This is a genomic window from Pedobacter sp. AC464 (assembly GCF_979253075.1).
This window is the reverse complement of the sequence record NZ_CEEDBV010000002.1, coordinates 1775342-1792913: the sequence shown is the minus strand read 5'-3', so window position 1 is coordinate 1792913 and position 17572 is coordinate 1775342. Positions and strand designations below refer to the sequence as shown.

General features: G+C 38.7%; 12 protein-coding genes. 10 read left to right on the top strand and 2 right to left on the bottom strand.

The window, feature by feature from the left end; translation table 11 throughout:
- The first annotated feature begins 45 nt into the window (after nt 1-45).
- Complete coding sequence (locus tag AC0IWT_RS18790; RefSeq protein ID WP_471798340.1) at nt 46-999, top strand: Smr/MutS family protein; 954 nt, start codon at nt 46-48, stop codon at nt 997-999.
- 102 nt (nt 1000-1101) lie between these two features.
- Here AC0IWT_RS18790 and AC0IWT_RS18785 read toward each other — a convergent pair whose 3' ends face one another.
- Nucleotides 1102-1800: a pirin family protein gene (locus AC0IWT_RS18785; protein ID WP_471798339.1), complete on the bottom strand. Its 699-nt coding sequence runs from the start codon at nt 1798-1800 to the stop codon at nt 1102-1104.
- Between the two features lie 295 nt (nt 1801-2095).
- On the opposite strand from AC0IWT_RS18785, the gene AC0IWT_RS18780 reads away from it, so the two are divergent.
- The 3 genes from AC0IWT_RS18780 to AC0IWT_RS18770 all read left to right on the top strand — a co-directional run bounded on the left by AC0IWT_RS18780 (nt 2096) and on the right by AC0IWT_RS18770 (nt 6234).
- Entirely contained in the window at nt 2096-2395 is a 300-nt protein-coding gene (locus AC0IWT_RS18780; RefSeq protein ID WP_471798338.1) for a hypothetical protein, read from the top strand.
- A gap of 132 nt (nt 2396-2527) precedes the next feature.
- A complete protein-coding gene (secA, locus tag AC0IWT_RS18775) occupies nt 2528-5830 on the top strand; it encodes a preprotein translocase subunit SecA (protein WP_471798337.1) in 3303 nt (1100 codons plus the stop codon).
- Nucleotides 5831-6021: 191 nt separating this feature from the next.
- On the top strand, nt 6022-6234 hold the full coding sequence (locus AC0IWT_RS18770) for a hypothetical protein (RefSeq protein ID WP_056872021.1): 213 nt from the start codon (nt 6022-6024) through the stop codon (nt 6232-6234).
- Between the two features lie 74 nt (nt 6235-6308).
- Here AC0IWT_RS18770 and AC0IWT_RS18765 read toward each other — a convergent pair whose 3' ends face one another.
- Nucleotides 6309-6842, bottom strand: a complete 534-nt coding sequence (locus AC0IWT_RS18765) for a thioredoxin family protein (RefSeq protein WP_471798336.1) — start codon at nt 6840-6842, stop codon at nt 6309-6311.
- Between the two features lie 109 nt (nt 6843-6951).
- Here AC0IWT_RS18765 and AC0IWT_RS18760 point away from each other — a divergent pair, with 109 nt between their 5' ends.
- The 6 genes from AC0IWT_RS18760 (at nt 6952) to AC0IWT_RS18735 (ending at nt 17400) form a co-directional block, all read left to right on the top strand.
- Nucleotides 6952-7608 carry a TatD family hydrolase gene (locus AC0IWT_RS18760; RefSeq protein ID WP_471798335.1) on the top strand — a complete coding sequence of 219 codons (657 nt, stop codon included), beginning with the start codon at nt 6952-6954 and terminating at the stop codon, nt 7606-7608.
- 380 nt (nt 7609-7988) lie between these two features.
- The gene (locus AC0IWT_RS18755; protein WP_471798334.1) at nt 7989-8783 is read left to right on the top strand and encodes a tRNA threonylcarbamoyladenosine dehydratase; all 795 of its coding nucleotides are present in this window, start codon (nt 7989-7991) and stop codon (nt 8781-8783) included.
- A 114-nt stretch (nt 8784-8897) separates the two neighbouring features.
- Nucleotides 8898-12116: a UvrD-helicase domain-containing protein gene (locus tag AC0IWT_RS18750; RefSeq protein WP_471798333.1), complete on the top strand. Its 3219-nt coding sequence runs from the start codon at nt 8898-8900 to the stop codon at nt 12114-12116.
- Between the two features lie 9 nt (nt 12117-12125).
- Nucleotides 12126-14990, top strand: a complete 2865-nt coding sequence (locus AC0IWT_RS18745; protein WP_471798332.1) for a PD-(D/E)XK nuclease family protein — start codon at nt 12126-12128, stop codon at nt 14988-14990.
- Nucleotides 14991-15318: 328 nt separating this feature from the next.
- A complete protein-coding gene (locus tag AC0IWT_RS18740) occupies nt 15319-15876 on the top strand; it encodes a GNAT family N-acetyltransferase (RefSeq protein ID WP_471798331.1) in 558 nt (185 codons plus the stop codon).
- Between the two features lie 537 nt (nt 15877-16413).
- Nucleotides 16414-17400: a pyruvate dehydrogenase complex E1 component subunit beta gene (locus AC0IWT_RS18735; RefSeq protein ID WP_056872026.1), complete on the top strand. Its 987-nt coding sequence runs from the start codon at nt 16414-16416 to the stop codon at nt 17398-17400.
- The last annotated feature ends 172 nt before the right edge of the window (nt 17401-17572 follow it).

The following is a 17572-nucleotide window of genomic DNA, read 5'->3' as shown; positions in this document are numbered from 1 at the left end:
AACCGATTTTCTGAGCAACTCAGAGCATCAATTTAATATTTTAAGATGAAATTTAAGCTGGGCGATTTTGTGCGTTTTGTTGATGAGAAACGCGAAGGATATGTAACAAAAGTTATCGATTCGCAAACTTTGGGCGTTACTGATGAAGATGGGTTTGAAATTCCTGTGGCCATTAGCAACCTAACCTCTGTACACGGACATGGCGTTGTTGCAGAAGAGATAGATGTACCCAAGCCAATCCAGGTTAATGTACCAAGCGTTAGCAAAATCGAAAATGGAATTTACGTTGCTATAGCAACAGATGATAAAGCGGGCAACGTGGTGCATTTTCACTTACAGAATCAATCTGAACACGTACTTCTGGCCACACTAACCTCTGAGCGGAAGGAAAAATACGCCGGTTCATTTTACGGAATTTTGGAGGCTTACCAGTCGAAGTTAATCTATTCTGCTTCGCTGGCAGATTTAGATATCTGGCCAGCGTTTACGTTTCAGGTTTTGTTGTTCAGCAAGGCTGATGTTAAACCTGCAGAGCCATTGGTAATTAAGAAAAAATTTAGAGCGAAAGATTTCTCCGTTGAACAGAAATCGTTGCCTCAACTGAAAAACAAGGGTTGGCTGGTGCGTTTAGATGAATTGGCACCAGCTACAATTGACCCGCAAAAATTAAAGGAAAGCTTTTTCAAGTCGCCCGCCGAAAGGAAAACGGTTGAGGCACCTGCAAAGGAAATTGATTTGCATATTGAGAAACTTCGCGATGACCACCACTTTTTAGAAGCAGATGAAATTTTGCAAATTCAATTGTCTCATTTTCAAAATGCTTTGGATGCCGCAATTGTACATCATTTCGAAAAAATAGTGTTTATACATGGTGCTGGCAACGGAACTTTGAGAGATAAAATCCATAAAATAATAAGTAAAAATCCTCATATAAAAACTTATATGGATGCCCGAAAAGAAAAATTTGGTTACGGTGCAACCGAGGTTGTTTTTAAATAATGTTTCTGCTAACCCTTATCCCGACTCTAGCAGAGAAATTTTTAAACAAACTGCAAATCGAAACCATCTCCATTTAGCTACGCTTCTCCTGCTTCCATGAGTTTAGAAACCTGGCTCCAACATTTCAAAAACCATTACGATAGCATTATTAGATAAAGCCTGAAATTTTACAGTTTCCGTTTCCCAAAGGGCTAGTCCATCACGTGCGTGCATTAATCTGCCCGAAGTTTCGAAGGCACCATCAATTACAAACAGGAAAGCATTGCTTTCGGCAGAGCGCAGCCTGTAAGTAGTTTCTGCTTTGGCTCCAAAAATGCCAGCGCTTAATTTAAAAGCTAGTTTCGGATTTGAAACGATTTCGACAAGTTTATTTTTGTCTTTTTCAAAATCGAAATTAAACAGCATCTCGCTGTGCCTCAACAAGAATAAGCCGGTTTTTAAGCCAATTTGAATATAGTTTACAGCATCGTTTTGATAGGGATTACTGATTTCTAAAACTTCACCTTTTCCAACATTAAATATTTGAACCTGGCCTGATTGCAATGCATATTCTTTGCCGTTGAAAACGATGTCTAATCGGCCAGTTACAGGCATAAATATTTGATACGAATCTTCTTTCGAAAGAAAGAATGTTAGTTTTCCGCCAGAAATTGAATCGTCATTAAAAAGAAACAGATCGCCGAATGGCATGCTGTTATCGTTAAAATATTGCTCAAAATTGAAAGTACTGTAACGCCGCAAAATAGTTGATTGCACAAAGCCTCGTTGATCTGCTAAAAATATTTTACCCGGCGATTCCATTACAAGTTGTATTTAATTGAGTTGATAGTTATGGCCAAAAGAATGTTTTTATCTCCGACCTTTCTGTCTGTGTAAATTACCACAGCATACAGAAAGAGCATTTTTCCGTGCTGCAAGTAACCAAATAAAATTTTAAAACGCAGCGAATAGTAACCACATTGTGACGATTTTAAGCTGATTAAAAATGCTGATTGTGCAATTTTCGCCTACACCATAAGAGGTCATAAATTGGGGTACGCTTTTTGAGATGGTGTAATTTCATTTTGTAAAAGATTAAAACTAGCTTTGCGGCTTGATGAAACACCTCGTTACCATATCTCTAGTATTTTTTAGCTTAACACATTTAGCGAGGGCTGAGCGTGTAGAAGGGCTTAGGATATTAAACGAATATTGCAGCGAGCATAAAATCAGCGTTAACGATACCGGGAAAAGCTCCGTTCAACTTAACGAAGAGCGCAATCCTTATTTGCTATCGTACACAAGCCTTGCGCTAATCGGAACGCAAACGCCTCTTAAGATTGAGAAACATGTAAATTCAAATCAGGTAATTACTGATTTAACCATAAGGAAAAAGCCAAAAAATAACAGCCCTTAGTTCCTGAATTCCTCAATCAAAGGTGATTTCTCGCCCCTTTTTATCAACAACTGCCAAACTGACTTACGCAAGACAGTGGTTTGGTTGTTGCAAAACACCAATTTTTTAATTAATACGATTTAATATATAATAATGTTAGGATTTTTAGCGAAGGTTTTCGGAAGTAAATCAGAAAGAGATATAAAAAGCATCCAGCCGCTGGTTGTTAAAATAAATGAAGAATATGCAAAGCTATCTTCAATAAGCAACGATGAGTTGCGGGCTAAAACAATAGAGTTTAAAGGTAGGATTTCTTCCTTTTTAGCTGATATTGACGCCAAAATTGCTGCCTTGAAGGCAGATGCAGAGGGTGAAGATGTAGATCTTCATCAAAAAACTGCTATTTACGATCAGGTAGATGCTCTGGGCAAAGATCGTGATGCAGAGCTGGAAAAAGTACTTTTGGAAATACTTCCAGAGGCATTTGCAGTGGTAAAAGAAACCTCCCGCCGTTTAAGTGAAAATGAATACCTGGAAGTTACAGCCACGCAGTTTGATAGAGATTATGCTGCGAGAAAAAGCAATGTTAAAATTGTTGGCGATAAAGCACAGTGGGCAAACCGCTGGGATGCTGCGGGTACCGAAGTTGTTTGGAACATGGTTCATTACGATGTTCAGCTAATCGGTGGTATCGTTCTACACAGTGGTAAAATTGCAGAGATGGCAACTGGTGAAGGTAAAACCTTGGTTAGTACGCTTCCGGCATATTTAAATGCCCTTGCCGGACAAGGTGTTCACATCGTAACCGTGAACGACTATCTTGCTCGACGTGATAGTGAGTGGAATGGTCCTTTATTCGAGTTTCACGGCATCAGCGTTGATTGTATTGACAAACATGAGCCAAATTCTGAAGAACGCAGAAAAGCTTATGCGGCTGATATTACCTACGGAACAAACAACGAATTTGGTTTCGATTACCTGCGTGACAATATGTCGCAAACGCCCGACCAACTGGTTCAAAGAAAGTTACACTTTGCAATGGTGGATGAGGTCGATTCAGTTTTAATTGATGATGCCCGTACCCCATTGATTATTTCTGGTCCGATACCACGCGGCGATGAACACGAGTTTTATGAGTTAAAACCACGTATCGAACGTTTGGTTAATGCACAAAAAGCGTACGTTTCTTCAGCTTTGAATGAAGCGAAAAAACTAATCAACGCCGGCAACACGGGTACAGAAGAAGGCGAAGGTGGTTTAGCTTTGCTTCGGGCTTATCGTGGTTTACCGAAAAATAAAGCGCTAATTAAGTTCTTGAGTGAAAGCGGTGTTCGTGGTTTATTGTTAAAAACAGAAAATCACTACATGGCAGATCAGTCTAAGAATATGCCGAAAGTAGATTCTGAGTTGTATTTTTATATCGATGAGAAAAACAATCAGGTAGAACTAACGGAAAAAGGTATTGAATTGATTACCCAATCTGGAGAAGACCCTAACTTTTTCATCCTGCCAGATGTTGGTACCGAAGTTGCCGAATTGGAGAAATCTGATTTGCCTTTGGATGAAAAAGTTGTAACGAAAGATGCTTTAATGCGTGACTATTCGGTGAAGGCAGAACGTATTCACTCTGTAAATCAGCTTTTAAAGGCTTATACCTTATTCGAAATTGATGTTGAGTACATCATTGACGAAGGAAAAATTAAAATTGTTGATGAGCAAACCGGTCGTATTATGGATGGCCGCCGTTACTCTGATGGTTTACACCAGGCAATTGAGGCAAAGGAAAATGTAAAAGTTGAGGATGCTACTCAAACCTACGCTACAGTAACCCTGCAAAACTATTTCCGTATGTACCACAAACTTTGCGGTATGACGGGTACAGCAACTACAGAAGCTGGTGAGTTTTGGTCTATCTACAAATTAGATGTAGTTGAAATTCCAACCAACAGAAACATTTCCAGACTGGACCAACAAGATTACGTTTACCGTACAGTTCGTGAGAAATATAATGCTGTTGCCGATGAGATTGTGAAGCTCACGGAAGCGGGCAGGCCGGTTCTGGTAGGTACTACCTCTGTAGAAATTTCAGAATTGCTGAGCCGAATGCTTAAACTTCGTGGCATTAAACACAATGTACTGAACGCGAAAATGCACCAGAAAGAGGCTGATATTGTTGCCGAAGCAGGGCAGGCAGGTCAGGTTACAATTGCAACAAACATGGCTGGCCGTGGTACCGATATTAAGTTAGGCCCAGGCGTTAAAGATGCCGGTGGTTTAGCGATTGTAGGTACGGAACGCCACGAATCTCGCCGTGTAGACAGGCAGTTACGCGGCCGTGCTGGACGCCAGGGCGATCCGGGTTCGTCTCAATTCTTTGTTTCGTTGGAAGATAACCTGATGCGTTTATTCGGGTCGGAACGGATTTCGAGTATCATGGTTCGTATGGGTATTGAAGATGGAGAGGTTATTCAACACTCTATGATTACAAAATCAATCGAACGGGCACAGAAAAAAGTAGAAGAAAACAACTTTGGCATTCGTAAGCGTTTATTGGAATACGATGACGTGATGAACTCTCAACGTACTGTAATTTATGCTAAACGTAAAAATGCATTGTTCGGAGAACGTTTAGATGTTGATATGAATAACATGGTTTTCGACGTTGCTGAAGATATTGTTAACGAATACAAACAAGAAGCAAATTACGACGGATTTAAATTAGAAGTAATTAAAAACTTCTCTTTAGATACTGCGATTACTGAAAAAGAGTTCTCATCAACCAATGCGGCACAGCTTACAGAAAAGTTATTTGAAGAAGCTGAAGCATTTTATGCCCGTAAATCGGAAGCAATAGTTCAGCAATCTTTGCCAGTCTTAACGCAGGTTTACGAAGAACGCGGTCAGCATATCGAACAAATCGTAGTACCATTTACAGATGGTATCCGTGGTATTCAGGTAGCGGTAGATTTGAAAAAAGCCATCGACAATAAAGGAAAAGAAGTAGTTCGTTCGTTCGAAAAAACAATTGTTCTGGCTTTAATTGATGACAGCTGGAAAGAACATTTGCGTGAAATGGATGATTTGAAACAATCTGTTCAAAATGCGGTATATGAACAAAAAGATCCGTTGGTGATTTACAAAATGGAAGCCTTCAACTTATTTAAAAACATGCTAACTGCGGTTAATAAGGAAGTGGTAAGTTTCTTGTATAAAGGTGGTATTCCGGTTCAGCAAGAACCCGAAGATGTAAAGGAAGCACCTGCTCCAAAAAAACAGCCTAAGTTGCAAACTACCAAACAAGAGTTTGGACAAGAAGAGCCTGGGATTGAATTTGGAGATACCCGCGAGGCGGTTCCTCAACAACCAATCCGTAAGGAGGCAACAGTTGGCAGAAATGAACCCTGCCCTTGCGGTAGTGGCAAAAAGTATAAAAACTGCCATGGCGCAAATTTGTAAAAGATAGTTTCTCAACACATCAAGCCGGATTTTGCTCAAAAATCCGGCTTTTTTTTTTATACATCTTGATTTCCTTTTTTACATAACCTGCAAAACCATTTAGATGGTAAAAGGCTCTTGCTGATCCATTTTGAGATAAATTAAAACAATTCCTTACTCTAAATCATTATCTATTTATAAAACCTAAAATTATGATAGACCCAGAAAACGAGGAATATTCTAACGACCCTAATGATGCGTTGCGGAGAGAGGATGATACTGAAAACATTAACGAATTAGATGGTGACGATACTAACATAGAGCATGATAAAAATATGTTGGAACAAGCTGATGAAGCGTCAAAAGCATCATATGAACTAAATCTTGATGATTTAAAGGATGATGATAACACCTCAAATGATTAAACTAAAAAGCCGAAAGTTAACAGCTAAATACTGCTAACTTTCGGCTTTTTTAAGGGATATACTTCTACCTAATTTTACTTGGCTTTGGGTTTATATGTTTCGGGATTGACTGCCGCAACTGTCCACCCTTTTAAAAATGATATCGTTTTCTTTACGTCGTGTCCCACTTTCTTTTTTCCATTTGCTGCAATTTCATCCGTTTCCAGGTATGCAGAATTCTCTATATGCAAAACTTTTCCTTTTCCGTCTAAAACCACAAAAACCGGATAGCCGAAACGATTCGGGAACCCAAGGTACTTCATAGCCTCATCGTTGTGGTGGTCTTTATCCCAGTTTACCAAAACATATTCGTAATTATCGTTTATGGTTTGTTTTAAAACTGCAGTTGTATCAACCAAATTATGAAAAGCTATGCACCAGGAACACCAGTTGCCGCCAACCTGAACCAAAACGTGTTTGTTTGCCTTTCCGGCTTTTTCAGTTGCAGCTTTCAAATCTGCCATAGCATTGGCTTCAGGATTGTAAATATGAACGCCCTCTGTTTTTGCCTGACTAAAAGCGGCAGCTGAAATCAGAACCGCAGCTACTATTGTGAACAATTTTTTCATAATCTTTTGAGTATTAAGGCAAAAATAAAAAAGTCTACAAACTTAATAGAGTACCAACGAATTCTTTACAGAACAAATACAATATACAAAACCATATCTTTGCTTTGTTATGGATTTTCTAGATGTACATACGCATAAAACTGCCAGGCAAAAAGGTGTGGAAAGTATCCAAAGTTTGTCGTTAACCAGTGATGTATTTCTTGCGATGCCGAAAACCCGGCCCATATCGCTTGGCTTGCATCCATGGTATGCGAAGTTAGATAAACTAGACATCCAACTGAAATACTTGAGCGTTCTGGCTAAACAACCAAATGTAAAATTAATTGGCGAATGCGGTTTAGACAAACTTAGAGGCGAAAGTTTGGAGAATCAAACCTTAATATTGACGCAACAGGTTACTGTGGCAAAGGAACTGAACAAACCATTGCTTTTACATTGCGTTAGAGCATTTGCTGAACTGATTTTATTGAAGGAAAGGCTACAGTTTGGTGTTCCGATGATTATCCACGGTTTTAATAAAAGTGAAGAGTTGGGCAGGCAACTAATTAACAAGGGATTTTTGCTTTCATTCGGAGAGACAATTCTAAAACAGGATTCTGGAGCAGCAAAATTGCTTGCACAAAACGAAAACTTTTTCCTGGAGACGGATGATTCTGAAATTACGATTGGAGAGATTTATCAGGCCGCAGCAAATTTAAAAAAATGCTCGGTTGATGAACTCAAAGCACGTATTTTTGCAAACTGGAAAGGATTGAATTTATTATAAAAGAAGTGCAGTGGAAGTCAGAACCCACAATAACGGCAAGAGTTTGCATTTGTGCGTGGTTCCACGGTAAATATCCACAGAACACAAAAAATCATAGAATCAACAAAATATTATGTGTAAATCTGTGCTTCCGTGGCAAAAAAAAACCGCCCCAGAAACATAAAATAACAGAAGCAAAGAAAATATTCTGTGTAAATCTGTGCTTCTGTGGCAAAAAAATAAACCGCCACTGAAACACAAAAATCACAGAGCAATGAAAATATTCTGTGTAAATCCGTGCTTTTGTGGCAAAAAAAAACCGCCACAGAAACACAAAATTCACAGAAGCAAATAGAATATTCTGTGTAAATCAGTGTTTCTTTGGAAAGAAAAATGCAATTATGTCTGATACAACCTGGCTTTCACGCTCCGTCCTACTATTAGGAAACGATGGAATTGATACTCTACAATCGAAACATGTTTTGGTTATCGGCCTCGGTGGCGTCGGTTCGTTCGCTGCTGAGTTTATTTGCCGCTCGGGCATTGGAGAAATGACCATCGTCGACGGTGATGTGGTTGACCCCACCAATCGTAACCGACAGTTACCGGCCTTGGCAACAAATCATGGCATAAGCAAGGCGGAGATAATGGAAGATCGTTTGCGTTCCATAAATCCTGAGCTGAAACTGCATGTGGTAAAAAGTTTTCTTACGCCTGAAAAGTGTCGAGAAATCCTCGAGTCGAAGTTTGATTACATAATGGACTGCATTGACAGTGTTATGCCAAAAATAACGCTACTTTCTACGGCACTGGAAAAAAACATTCCAATTGTAAGTTCCATGGGCGCTGGTGGTAAAATGGACCCAACGAAATTGAGGATTACGATGTTGCCTGATACCTATCAATGTGTTTTTGCCAGTTACGTTCGCAAACGGCTAAATAAGCTTGTTGGCGCCGACAGGATAAAAGCTGTTTTTTCTACCGAACAAATGGATAAAAATTCAATGATTATGACCGACGGCAGCAATTTCAAACGGTCGGCTTATGGAACAGTGTCTTACCTTCCGGCTGCCTTCGGTGGCGCATGCGCTTCGGTCGTAATCAGGGATTTATTAGGCATGCCGATTGAAATGGCCGAACGCCCGGCTAGAATTAGCCACAAGGTTTTAGCAAAAAAGAAAAAGAAAGGTATTTAGTTTTTTGCTTCAGACCAAAGAGTAAGCAACTCGCCCACCAATTTGTTGATACTATGATTTCGGGAAAATTTTAAATTGTTGTAAGTTTAAAATTCTGAAAAGCGAAATCATTTTATGCCTCAACCCCTCAAAATTCTGCAAGCTTCTGCCGGTTCCGGTAAAACGTTCAGTTTAACCGCCCACTATCTTACTTTGCTTTTTTCCGGCGAAAATAAATACCGCGAAATCCTGGCCGTAACATTTACAAACAAGGCTACGGAGGAAATGAAGTCGCGAATTCTGGAAGTGCTTGTCGGATTAGCAAAGGGCGATCCATCCAAAAAAATTGAAGATTACCGTAAGCTTATTTTACTTGCCTACCCAGAACTGAAACCCGAAGGCTTGAAGCTGAAAGCAGATAACATTTACCGAAAAATTCTGCACGATTACAGCCGCTTTTCTGTGAGTACGATCGACGGTTTTGTACAGAAAGTAATTCGTGGTTTCGCTTTTGAGCTTGGTTTAAACGCAGACTATAATTTAGAAATGAATTATGATAAAGTTAAGGATGATTTGGTGAACAAACTCGACGAGGCTTTAAACGACAATAAACAACTATTGCAATGGATTATCGATTTAGCTATCGAACGCATTAGCGATAATAAGAGCTGGAACTACAAAACTGAGTTATATAATCTTATCGGAGAAATTTTCTCTGAAAGATTTCAGGTTTTTGAAGCTGCAGTTGAAGCCTTAGGATTAGAAAACATCGACGAACTTTTCAAAAGGTACATTACCATAACAAAGGATGAGCTCAAAAATTTTGAAGGTGAAATCATTCAACTGGCAACCGATGCACATACGGCACTCGAAGTTTTAGGGGTAGAAAACGAGCAACTTAAAGGAAAGTCGAAAAGTCCTTTAACAAAACTAATTGCAGTTGCCCGGGGCGATTTTTCTAAAATTGAATCGCTTTTCAAGTTGATTGATAACCCCGAAGAATGGTTCCAGAAAAACGCAAATGTTCAGGAGGTTTATGAAACCATAAATCCCATTTTACAAAAGATTAAAGCACATTACGTGGCGCATTTGCCAAATTATCAGCTCGCCATAGCTTTCAACAAAAACCTCTATTATTTAAGGTTGATGCAAGAAATTGCAGTGCTTTTAAAGGAATACAGGGCAGAAAATGATAACCTTTTAATTAGCGATGCGCAAAAGTTAATATCCGGAATTACCGAAGATGCAGGAGATAATCCATCTTTCATTTGGGAAAAAGTTGGTAATCGTTACCGGAATTTTCTCTTTGATGAATTTCAGGATACTTCAACCAGTCAGTGGGGAAGTTTCAAATCGCTTTTAACCAATGCTATTGCTACCCCAAGCCTTGATTTAACAGATCATTTAATTGTTGGCGATACAAAGCAATCTATTTACCGCTGGCGAAATGGCGACTGGAATATCCTGCACAAACATGCGAGATTGGATGTTGGTGCACATAATGTTATCGAAGAAAGTTTAGAAGAAAACTATCGTAGTGCCGAAAATATCATCACATTTAATAATTTCCTTTACCACTCTATACCGGCAACGCTTCAGAGTGAATTGAACCAAAACCTGGAAAGTAAACCTGGAAGCATCTCGGCATGGTGGGCTGGCGAAAAGTATGATTCCATAATTACCGATATATACGCAGGTTCTACCCAAAATTTCGCGACCAATACGCTAAAAGGTGGAACCATAAAGATTAAAAGGTTTGGTAAAGATAATGCGCCAGACGAGCCTCGCTTTACCGAAACCGTTTTTAGGGACATCGCTTTAGATGATATCATTAAGGAAATTTTTCTGTTGAAAAACGAGCAAAATTATGCCTTAAAAGACATTGCAATATTAGTTCGTTCCAATAGTGAGGCAATGCTCACAGTTCAAAAACTGATGGAACAAAAATTACCTGTACTGTCGGGCGATGCGCTGTTGATTTCCAATAATACCGCTGTGCAACTTATTATCAACACGTTAAAAACCTTAATTGGTTTAGATGCGCAAACGGCGTTATACAAAGCCAATTGTATTGCGCTTTATCATGCTCTACACGAAAAAGAAGTTCACGCAAATCTTTATCTAAACCTCAACAATGTTTCTTTAAGTACCTTAAGTAACGTTTTGCCGCCATCGCTTTGCGAAAACTGGCAATCTTGGTTACAACTTCCATTGGCAGAATTAGTTGAAATCTTGCTTGAGGCTTACAACCTAAAAAATTTAAGTCAGCACCTGCCCTATTTGCTTGCTTTCAGAGATTTAACAGCTAACGCCGGAAAACTTGGCGAAAAGGGAATCATTTCATTCCTGACCTGGTGGGATGAAGACGGTGTGAAAAAGTCGCTTCCATCGCCAGAGGGTGCAGATGCAATACAGATAATTACCATTCATAAATCGAAAGGCTTGGCATTCAGAGCTGTTTTTGTGCCTTTTTGTAACTGGGAAGTGAAGGGTAAAACAAATTCGACATTCTGGGTTTCATCAGAAGATACCGCCTACAAAGAACTTCGCGGAATTCCTTTAAAATATAATGAGGCACTGGCAGATTCGTCTATCGCAAAAGCATATTACGAGGAATTGCTCTATAATAATATGGATGCTTTGAACATGCTTTACGTGGCCACAACGAGGTCTAAAGATTATCTTTATATCGCTACAATGACTAAGAAAGAACCAAAATTATCGAATATGGGTGATGTTATTAACCACACTTTCGATGACCAGTTTGATGAGACCGGCATTTATGAAATCGTAGATTATGTGGCGACTGACAACAAACATGATGATACAAATTTCATCAATTTAAAAAGTTACCCAACCACTACCCGGCTATCCGAACTTTATGTTTCATCAGAAGAAAAGCATTTAAAACATCTGGTGAACATTGAAAAATCGGGGAGAAAAGGCTCCTTGCTGCACGATATTTTAGCGAGTGCTACCACCGAAAATGGGGTTGAAGATTATACCTCAAACCTTGTTTTACAAGGCATAATTAAGGAGGAAGAAAAACAGAAACTAGTTGATTCTGCCTTGGAGGTTTTAAATCATCCAGAGCTTAAAGAAATTTTAAGCAGCGCAACTGAAAGCATTACCGAGAAAAACATTATCGATGCGAATGGCAAACTCCACCGACCAGACCGCGTAATGATTAATCCCGATGAAGTTATCATTCTTGATTATAAATTTACTTTGGAGGAGAGCGACAGCCACATTAAACAGGTAGATTCCTATCGGAATTTGCTTAGTGAAATGGGTTACCGCAATATTAAAACCTATCTTTTTTACGCAGTTAAAGGCAAACTCAAGTTAGTTTAAGCTATGGAGATGAAACCATTTTTACAAGAAGTTGCAGAAGATTTAGTTGCCAGATTTGGAAATCAACTGGAAAACTGTGCTATAGTTTTCAATAATAAAAGGCCTGCTGCGTATTTGCAAAAACATTTCGCCGATATTATTGGCAGGCCATTTTTTAGTCCTTCGTTTTTTACTATTCAGGAGTTTTTTGCCTGCTCTACCAGTTATAAAATTGCCGATTTTTACCTACAGTTTTTCACGCTACACAAACTTTACAACCAACTTTTAGCAGAAGAAAAACTGGAAACCATTTCGAGTCATAAGTTTTTCCCTCTGGCTAAAATCATTTTGAGTGATTTTAATCAGATCGATGCCGACTTAGTTGATGCAGAAAAGCTCTACCGCGATTTGGAAGATATTTCAGTAATTAACCAGGATTTCGATTATTTAAGTGCGGAGCAGTACCAGTTCCTATCTCAATTCTGGACTTCCTACTCTGAGGGCAAGCATAAGAAACAGCAGGAATTATTTATCAAAATGTGGCGAAGGATGCCAAAATTGTACAATAAATTCCATGATGCGCTAAAAAAACAAGGTTATTTAACCAATGGTTTAGTTTATAGACATCTGGCAGATGATATCACAAGCCACCATGAATTTATTTCTAATTTTGATAAAGGGAAAATTATTTTCGTTGGATTTAATGCCTTGAGCAGTGCTGAGGCGAGAATTTTTACCCAGTTACAAGAGGCAGAAAAAGCGCTTTTTTACTTCGATGCGGATGGTTATTATTTAGATGATACCGCCCAAGAGGCTGGTTTGTTTCTGAGAAAGAACTTAAATCTGCTCGGACTGAAAAATGAGTTTGCAAACCGTGTAAGTTTAATGAAAACGGGCAAGCATGAAGTTAATGTGTTTAAGGTTCAGGGGCAATCGGCGCAAGCCAAAATTCTCAATAATATTTTAGAAGAAGATTATACAAATGCGGAAACGGTAGGTAAAACGGTAGTGGTTCTAGCAGATGAAAGCCTGTTGATTCCCACATTACAAACCATCCCGACGAGTTATAACGATACACCAGTCGACCTTAATGTAACGATGGGTTTTGCGCTATCTACATCAAGTATTTTCGGCTTGGTTGATTTGTGGTTGACCAGTCAGCTGGAGATTTTGCAGGCCAGTAAAGTAACCTACAAAAATGTTGAAGCTTTTTTAACACATCCCTTAACTGGGTTAACGCAAAAAATGCGTGATAAAATCATGACTGCGTTGCTCGAAGAAAATCAGGTTGAAATTGACCACAAACGATTGTTGCGGCAGAGTGGTTTATTTGAAGTCTTCTATAAAAAAATTGAAAATCCTCAGTCGGTTGTTTCCAGTTTATTAGAAGTTTTAGATTTTGTTTTAACGAGATTATCCAACGCAAAAACACTAAAGAAAATTGATGCCGAACTCTTTGTAAAAACCATTCAGGAACTGAACCGCTTACATGATACCTTCAATAATCACATCGGAATGGAAGAAATTCCTTTTGTGATATATCTGGTTCAGAAATCGCTGCAGGCGATTGCAGTTCCACTCTCCGGCGACCCGCTGAATGGAATTCAGGTGATGGGTTTGCTGGAAACGAGAAATTTAAATTTCGACAAAGTGGTAATTCTCGGGTTCAATGAAGGAATCATTCCTAAATCATCCATAGGAAATAGCTTTATCCCCGATTCTATCCGCCGCGTTTATGGCCTGCCAGTGCTCGAAAATCTCGATGCAATTTCATCTTACATGGTTTATAGGTTAATGCAGCGGGCAAAAAGCATTAATTTAGTGTACAATAGCCTAACCGATGAATCGACTTCGGGCGAAGCCAGTAGAATATTGAAACAACTGGAATATGAGAGTGGTTTCGACTTTACTTACAATGAACTTAACCTCGAAGTAAAAACTGAACAGTTTAAAGAGGTTCAAATTGAAAAGACCGGCAACGACTTTATCCAGGGGAAACTGAACCGCTACCTGAATAAAACGAAATCGCTGTCTCCATCGGCATTAACTCAATATATTTCCAATCCAATCGACTTTTTCTTCAATTATATTGCAGAAATAAAAGAGCCCAAGGAAATCAGCGCAGTTGTAGAGGCAAATGAAATTGGCTCAATTTTGCACAAAGTGATGGAATACTTCTATGCCGATTTAAAAACGGCAGAAATTACCGAAGAGCGCATTGCGGCGCAGCGAAAAAAAGTGCCGATGTTAATTCAGAAAGCTTTTAACGCAGTGATGTTTAAACATCCTGATTTGGTAATGGAATATAAGGGTATGCAAAAAGTTATTCTTGCGATTGTTGATGCCTACGTAAATATTATTCTCAATCAGGATATTTCGCAGACGCCCTTCACTATTGTCAGTTTAGAACAAAAAGTTGAGGCCGAAATAACTTTTCCGCTTAATGGAAAAGAAGAAAGTATTAAAATTTTCGGTTATATTGATAGGGTTGATGTTAAAGATGGAGTGACAAAAATCATTGATTATAAAACCGGAAGTGATAAACTGACTTTTAAAGATGTAGATGAACTTTTTAATTCGGACGGAAAACACATCAACAAAGCACTTATCCAGACTTTGCTTTACACATATGCTTATGAACAATTCGCCGGTAAAACCTGCGTAGAACCAAATCTGTATATCGTAAAAACCATGAACGACCCAATTTATGGTGGCGTTTGGTTTAAATCTAACAGACAGGTTTTGCGGGGAGATTTTCTTGAAGAAATTAAACCTTTGTTTTTAGCCAGACTTAAGGAAAAACTCAGTGAATTATTTGGCTCACCGTATTTTAAGGCCAGCGAAATCCCCGATAATTACAAGTATTCCATTTATAAAACTTTGTTTGGGAAGTAAGCTGGCTAAAGCCAGTTTAGTTAATTAGTTATCCGTTGGTTGAAACCAACGGCAAGGAATATAGCTGCTTGATATCGATTGGAAAAGAACAAACCGTAGCTAAAATTGCAAAATTGATTAAAGGAGAATCTGCCCACGAGATAAATAAAAACAAACTACTCCTGAAATCTTTATTTCGTAGGACGATTATTTCGCAGTTTCTGTTAGTGAATCCAGTTTAGAGATTGTCAATAATTATATAGGAAAACCATCATCGTAAAAAAACTTTTCAAGACGAAGTAAAAGAGTTCGGCGATAAATTTAAATTTGAAATACCAAAGGAGTAAAAATGCTAACCCTCAACTTCACAAAATTTCCGACGCTCGAAACGGAACGATTAATCCTCCGCGAGCACGCCCTTTCGGATGCAGAAACGCTATTCGCGATGCGTACCAATGAAAAAGTTATGAAGTATATCGACCGCGAGCGGCCCAAAGAATTATTCGAAATTAAAACGTTTATAACCACCTTTAATGAAGGTTTTGAAAACGGCGACAATTTGGCATGGGTAATTGCACTTAAAGAAAATCCGGACCAAATGATTGGTTCAATCGGTTACTGGCGAAATGACTTTGCAAATCATCGGGCAGAAATTGGTTACATGCTTCATCCAGATTTCTGGAGAAAAGGATTTATATCTGAAGCGCTGAAAAGAACAATTCAGTTCGGTTTTACTGAAATGAACCTGCATACCATCAAGGCAAACATTAATGTAGAAAATAATGCATCGAGGCAAATGCTTATTAAACATGGTTTTGTAAAAGAAGCTCATTTTAAACAGGATTTTTATTTCAGAGGACAGTTTTTAGACAGCGAAATTTATGGATTGCTGAACCCTAATCATTGAAAAAATCTCGAAACACGCAGTTCCGATGCTTGAATCTCAAAAAACATCCGATAGTAAAAATCACCTAGAAATTTGGGCTTAAATTTTCATTAAAACCGGATGGTTGTTTAATTTTAAGTAAAGGGGGTATATTTTAAGTTTTGGCCGACTTAAAAGCTAGCCTACCTAAAAAATACTGGCTCTATTTCTAAATTAAATCAACGGGAGAATATAATACACAGCAGGTACTTCATCCGGAGAGCGAGCTAAAAAATATGGTTCGGAACATGCGCCAATTTTTTATTGAAGATAATAATGGAAATATCATTGATTTTGGCGAACATATTTTGTAAAAACCAGTAAACCTAGTACAAAAACAAGCTCGGATAAACCATTGCAAAATAAAATTTTAGCCAATTTCGTATCGATGTTAAAATGCTGAGCCGAAAGCCTTAAAAATCACCATTATCAACCATAATTATTACAAAATACAGGCTTAATTCCCTTTGGTTTGGTAGCGATTAATATTTATATTTGCCACCGTTATTAAAATTTACAATGAGAGAAATCCAATTTAGAGAAGCACTACGCGAAGCCATGCAAGAAGAAATGCGTAAAGATGACCGCGTTTTTTTATTAGGTGAAGAAGTAGCAGAATATAACGGAGCGTACAAGGTGAGTCAGGGCATGCTTGATGAATTTGGTGCGAAACGCATTATCGATACCCCGATTGCCGAATTAGGTTTCGCAGGTATTGCAACTGGAGCTGCAACAGCAGGCCTTATTCCAATTGTGGAATTCATGACTTTCAACTTCTCATTAGTAGCAATCGACCAAATTATTAACGGCGCTGCTAAAATCTTATCAATGAGTGGTGGTCAGTTCTCTTGCCCTATGGTTTTCCGCGGTCCAACTGGTAACGCAGGCCAATTAGGTGCACAACACTCTCAGAATTTCGAAAACTGGTTTGCAAATACTCCAGGTTTAAAAGTGGTTGTTCCATCAACTCCTTATGACGCAAAAGGATTATTAAAACAAGCAATTATAGATCCGGATCCGGTTATTTTCATGGAATCGGAGGTAATGTACGGCGATAAAGGTGATGTACCTGCTGAAGAATATTATATCGAATTCGGTAAAGCAAACGTAACTAAACAAGGCACGGATGTAACCATTGTAACCTTTGGTAAAATGTTAACACGCGTGGTTAACCCGGCTGTAGAGGAATTAACCAAAGAAGGAATCAATGTAGAGGTTATCGATTTACGTACAGTTCGCCCAATTGATTATGACACAATTATCGAGTCTGTTAAGAAAACAAACCGTTTAGTTGTTGTGGAAGAAGCCTGGCCATTAGCATCACTTTCAGGCGAAATCGCTTTCATGGTTCAGAAAAAAGCCTTCGATTATTTAGATGCACCAGTTCTACGCATCACGTGTGCGGATGTTCCACTTCCATACTCGCCAACTTTAATTGCCGCTAGTTTGCCAAACGCAGAGAAAGTTGTAAAAGCAGTTAAAGAAGTAATGTACGCAACGAAATAAAGAAAACTCTCGGCCGGCCCGGGAACCAAAATATAAGAATCCTCCAAAGCAATTTGGGGGATTTTTGCATTATACATCATTTCGAGGCACGAAGCAATCTCATTTTAAAAAAATAAATTCTGTGTTTCCTTGGTAAATATTTGAAAACCAACATTCAGTAATTCTTCAGAAA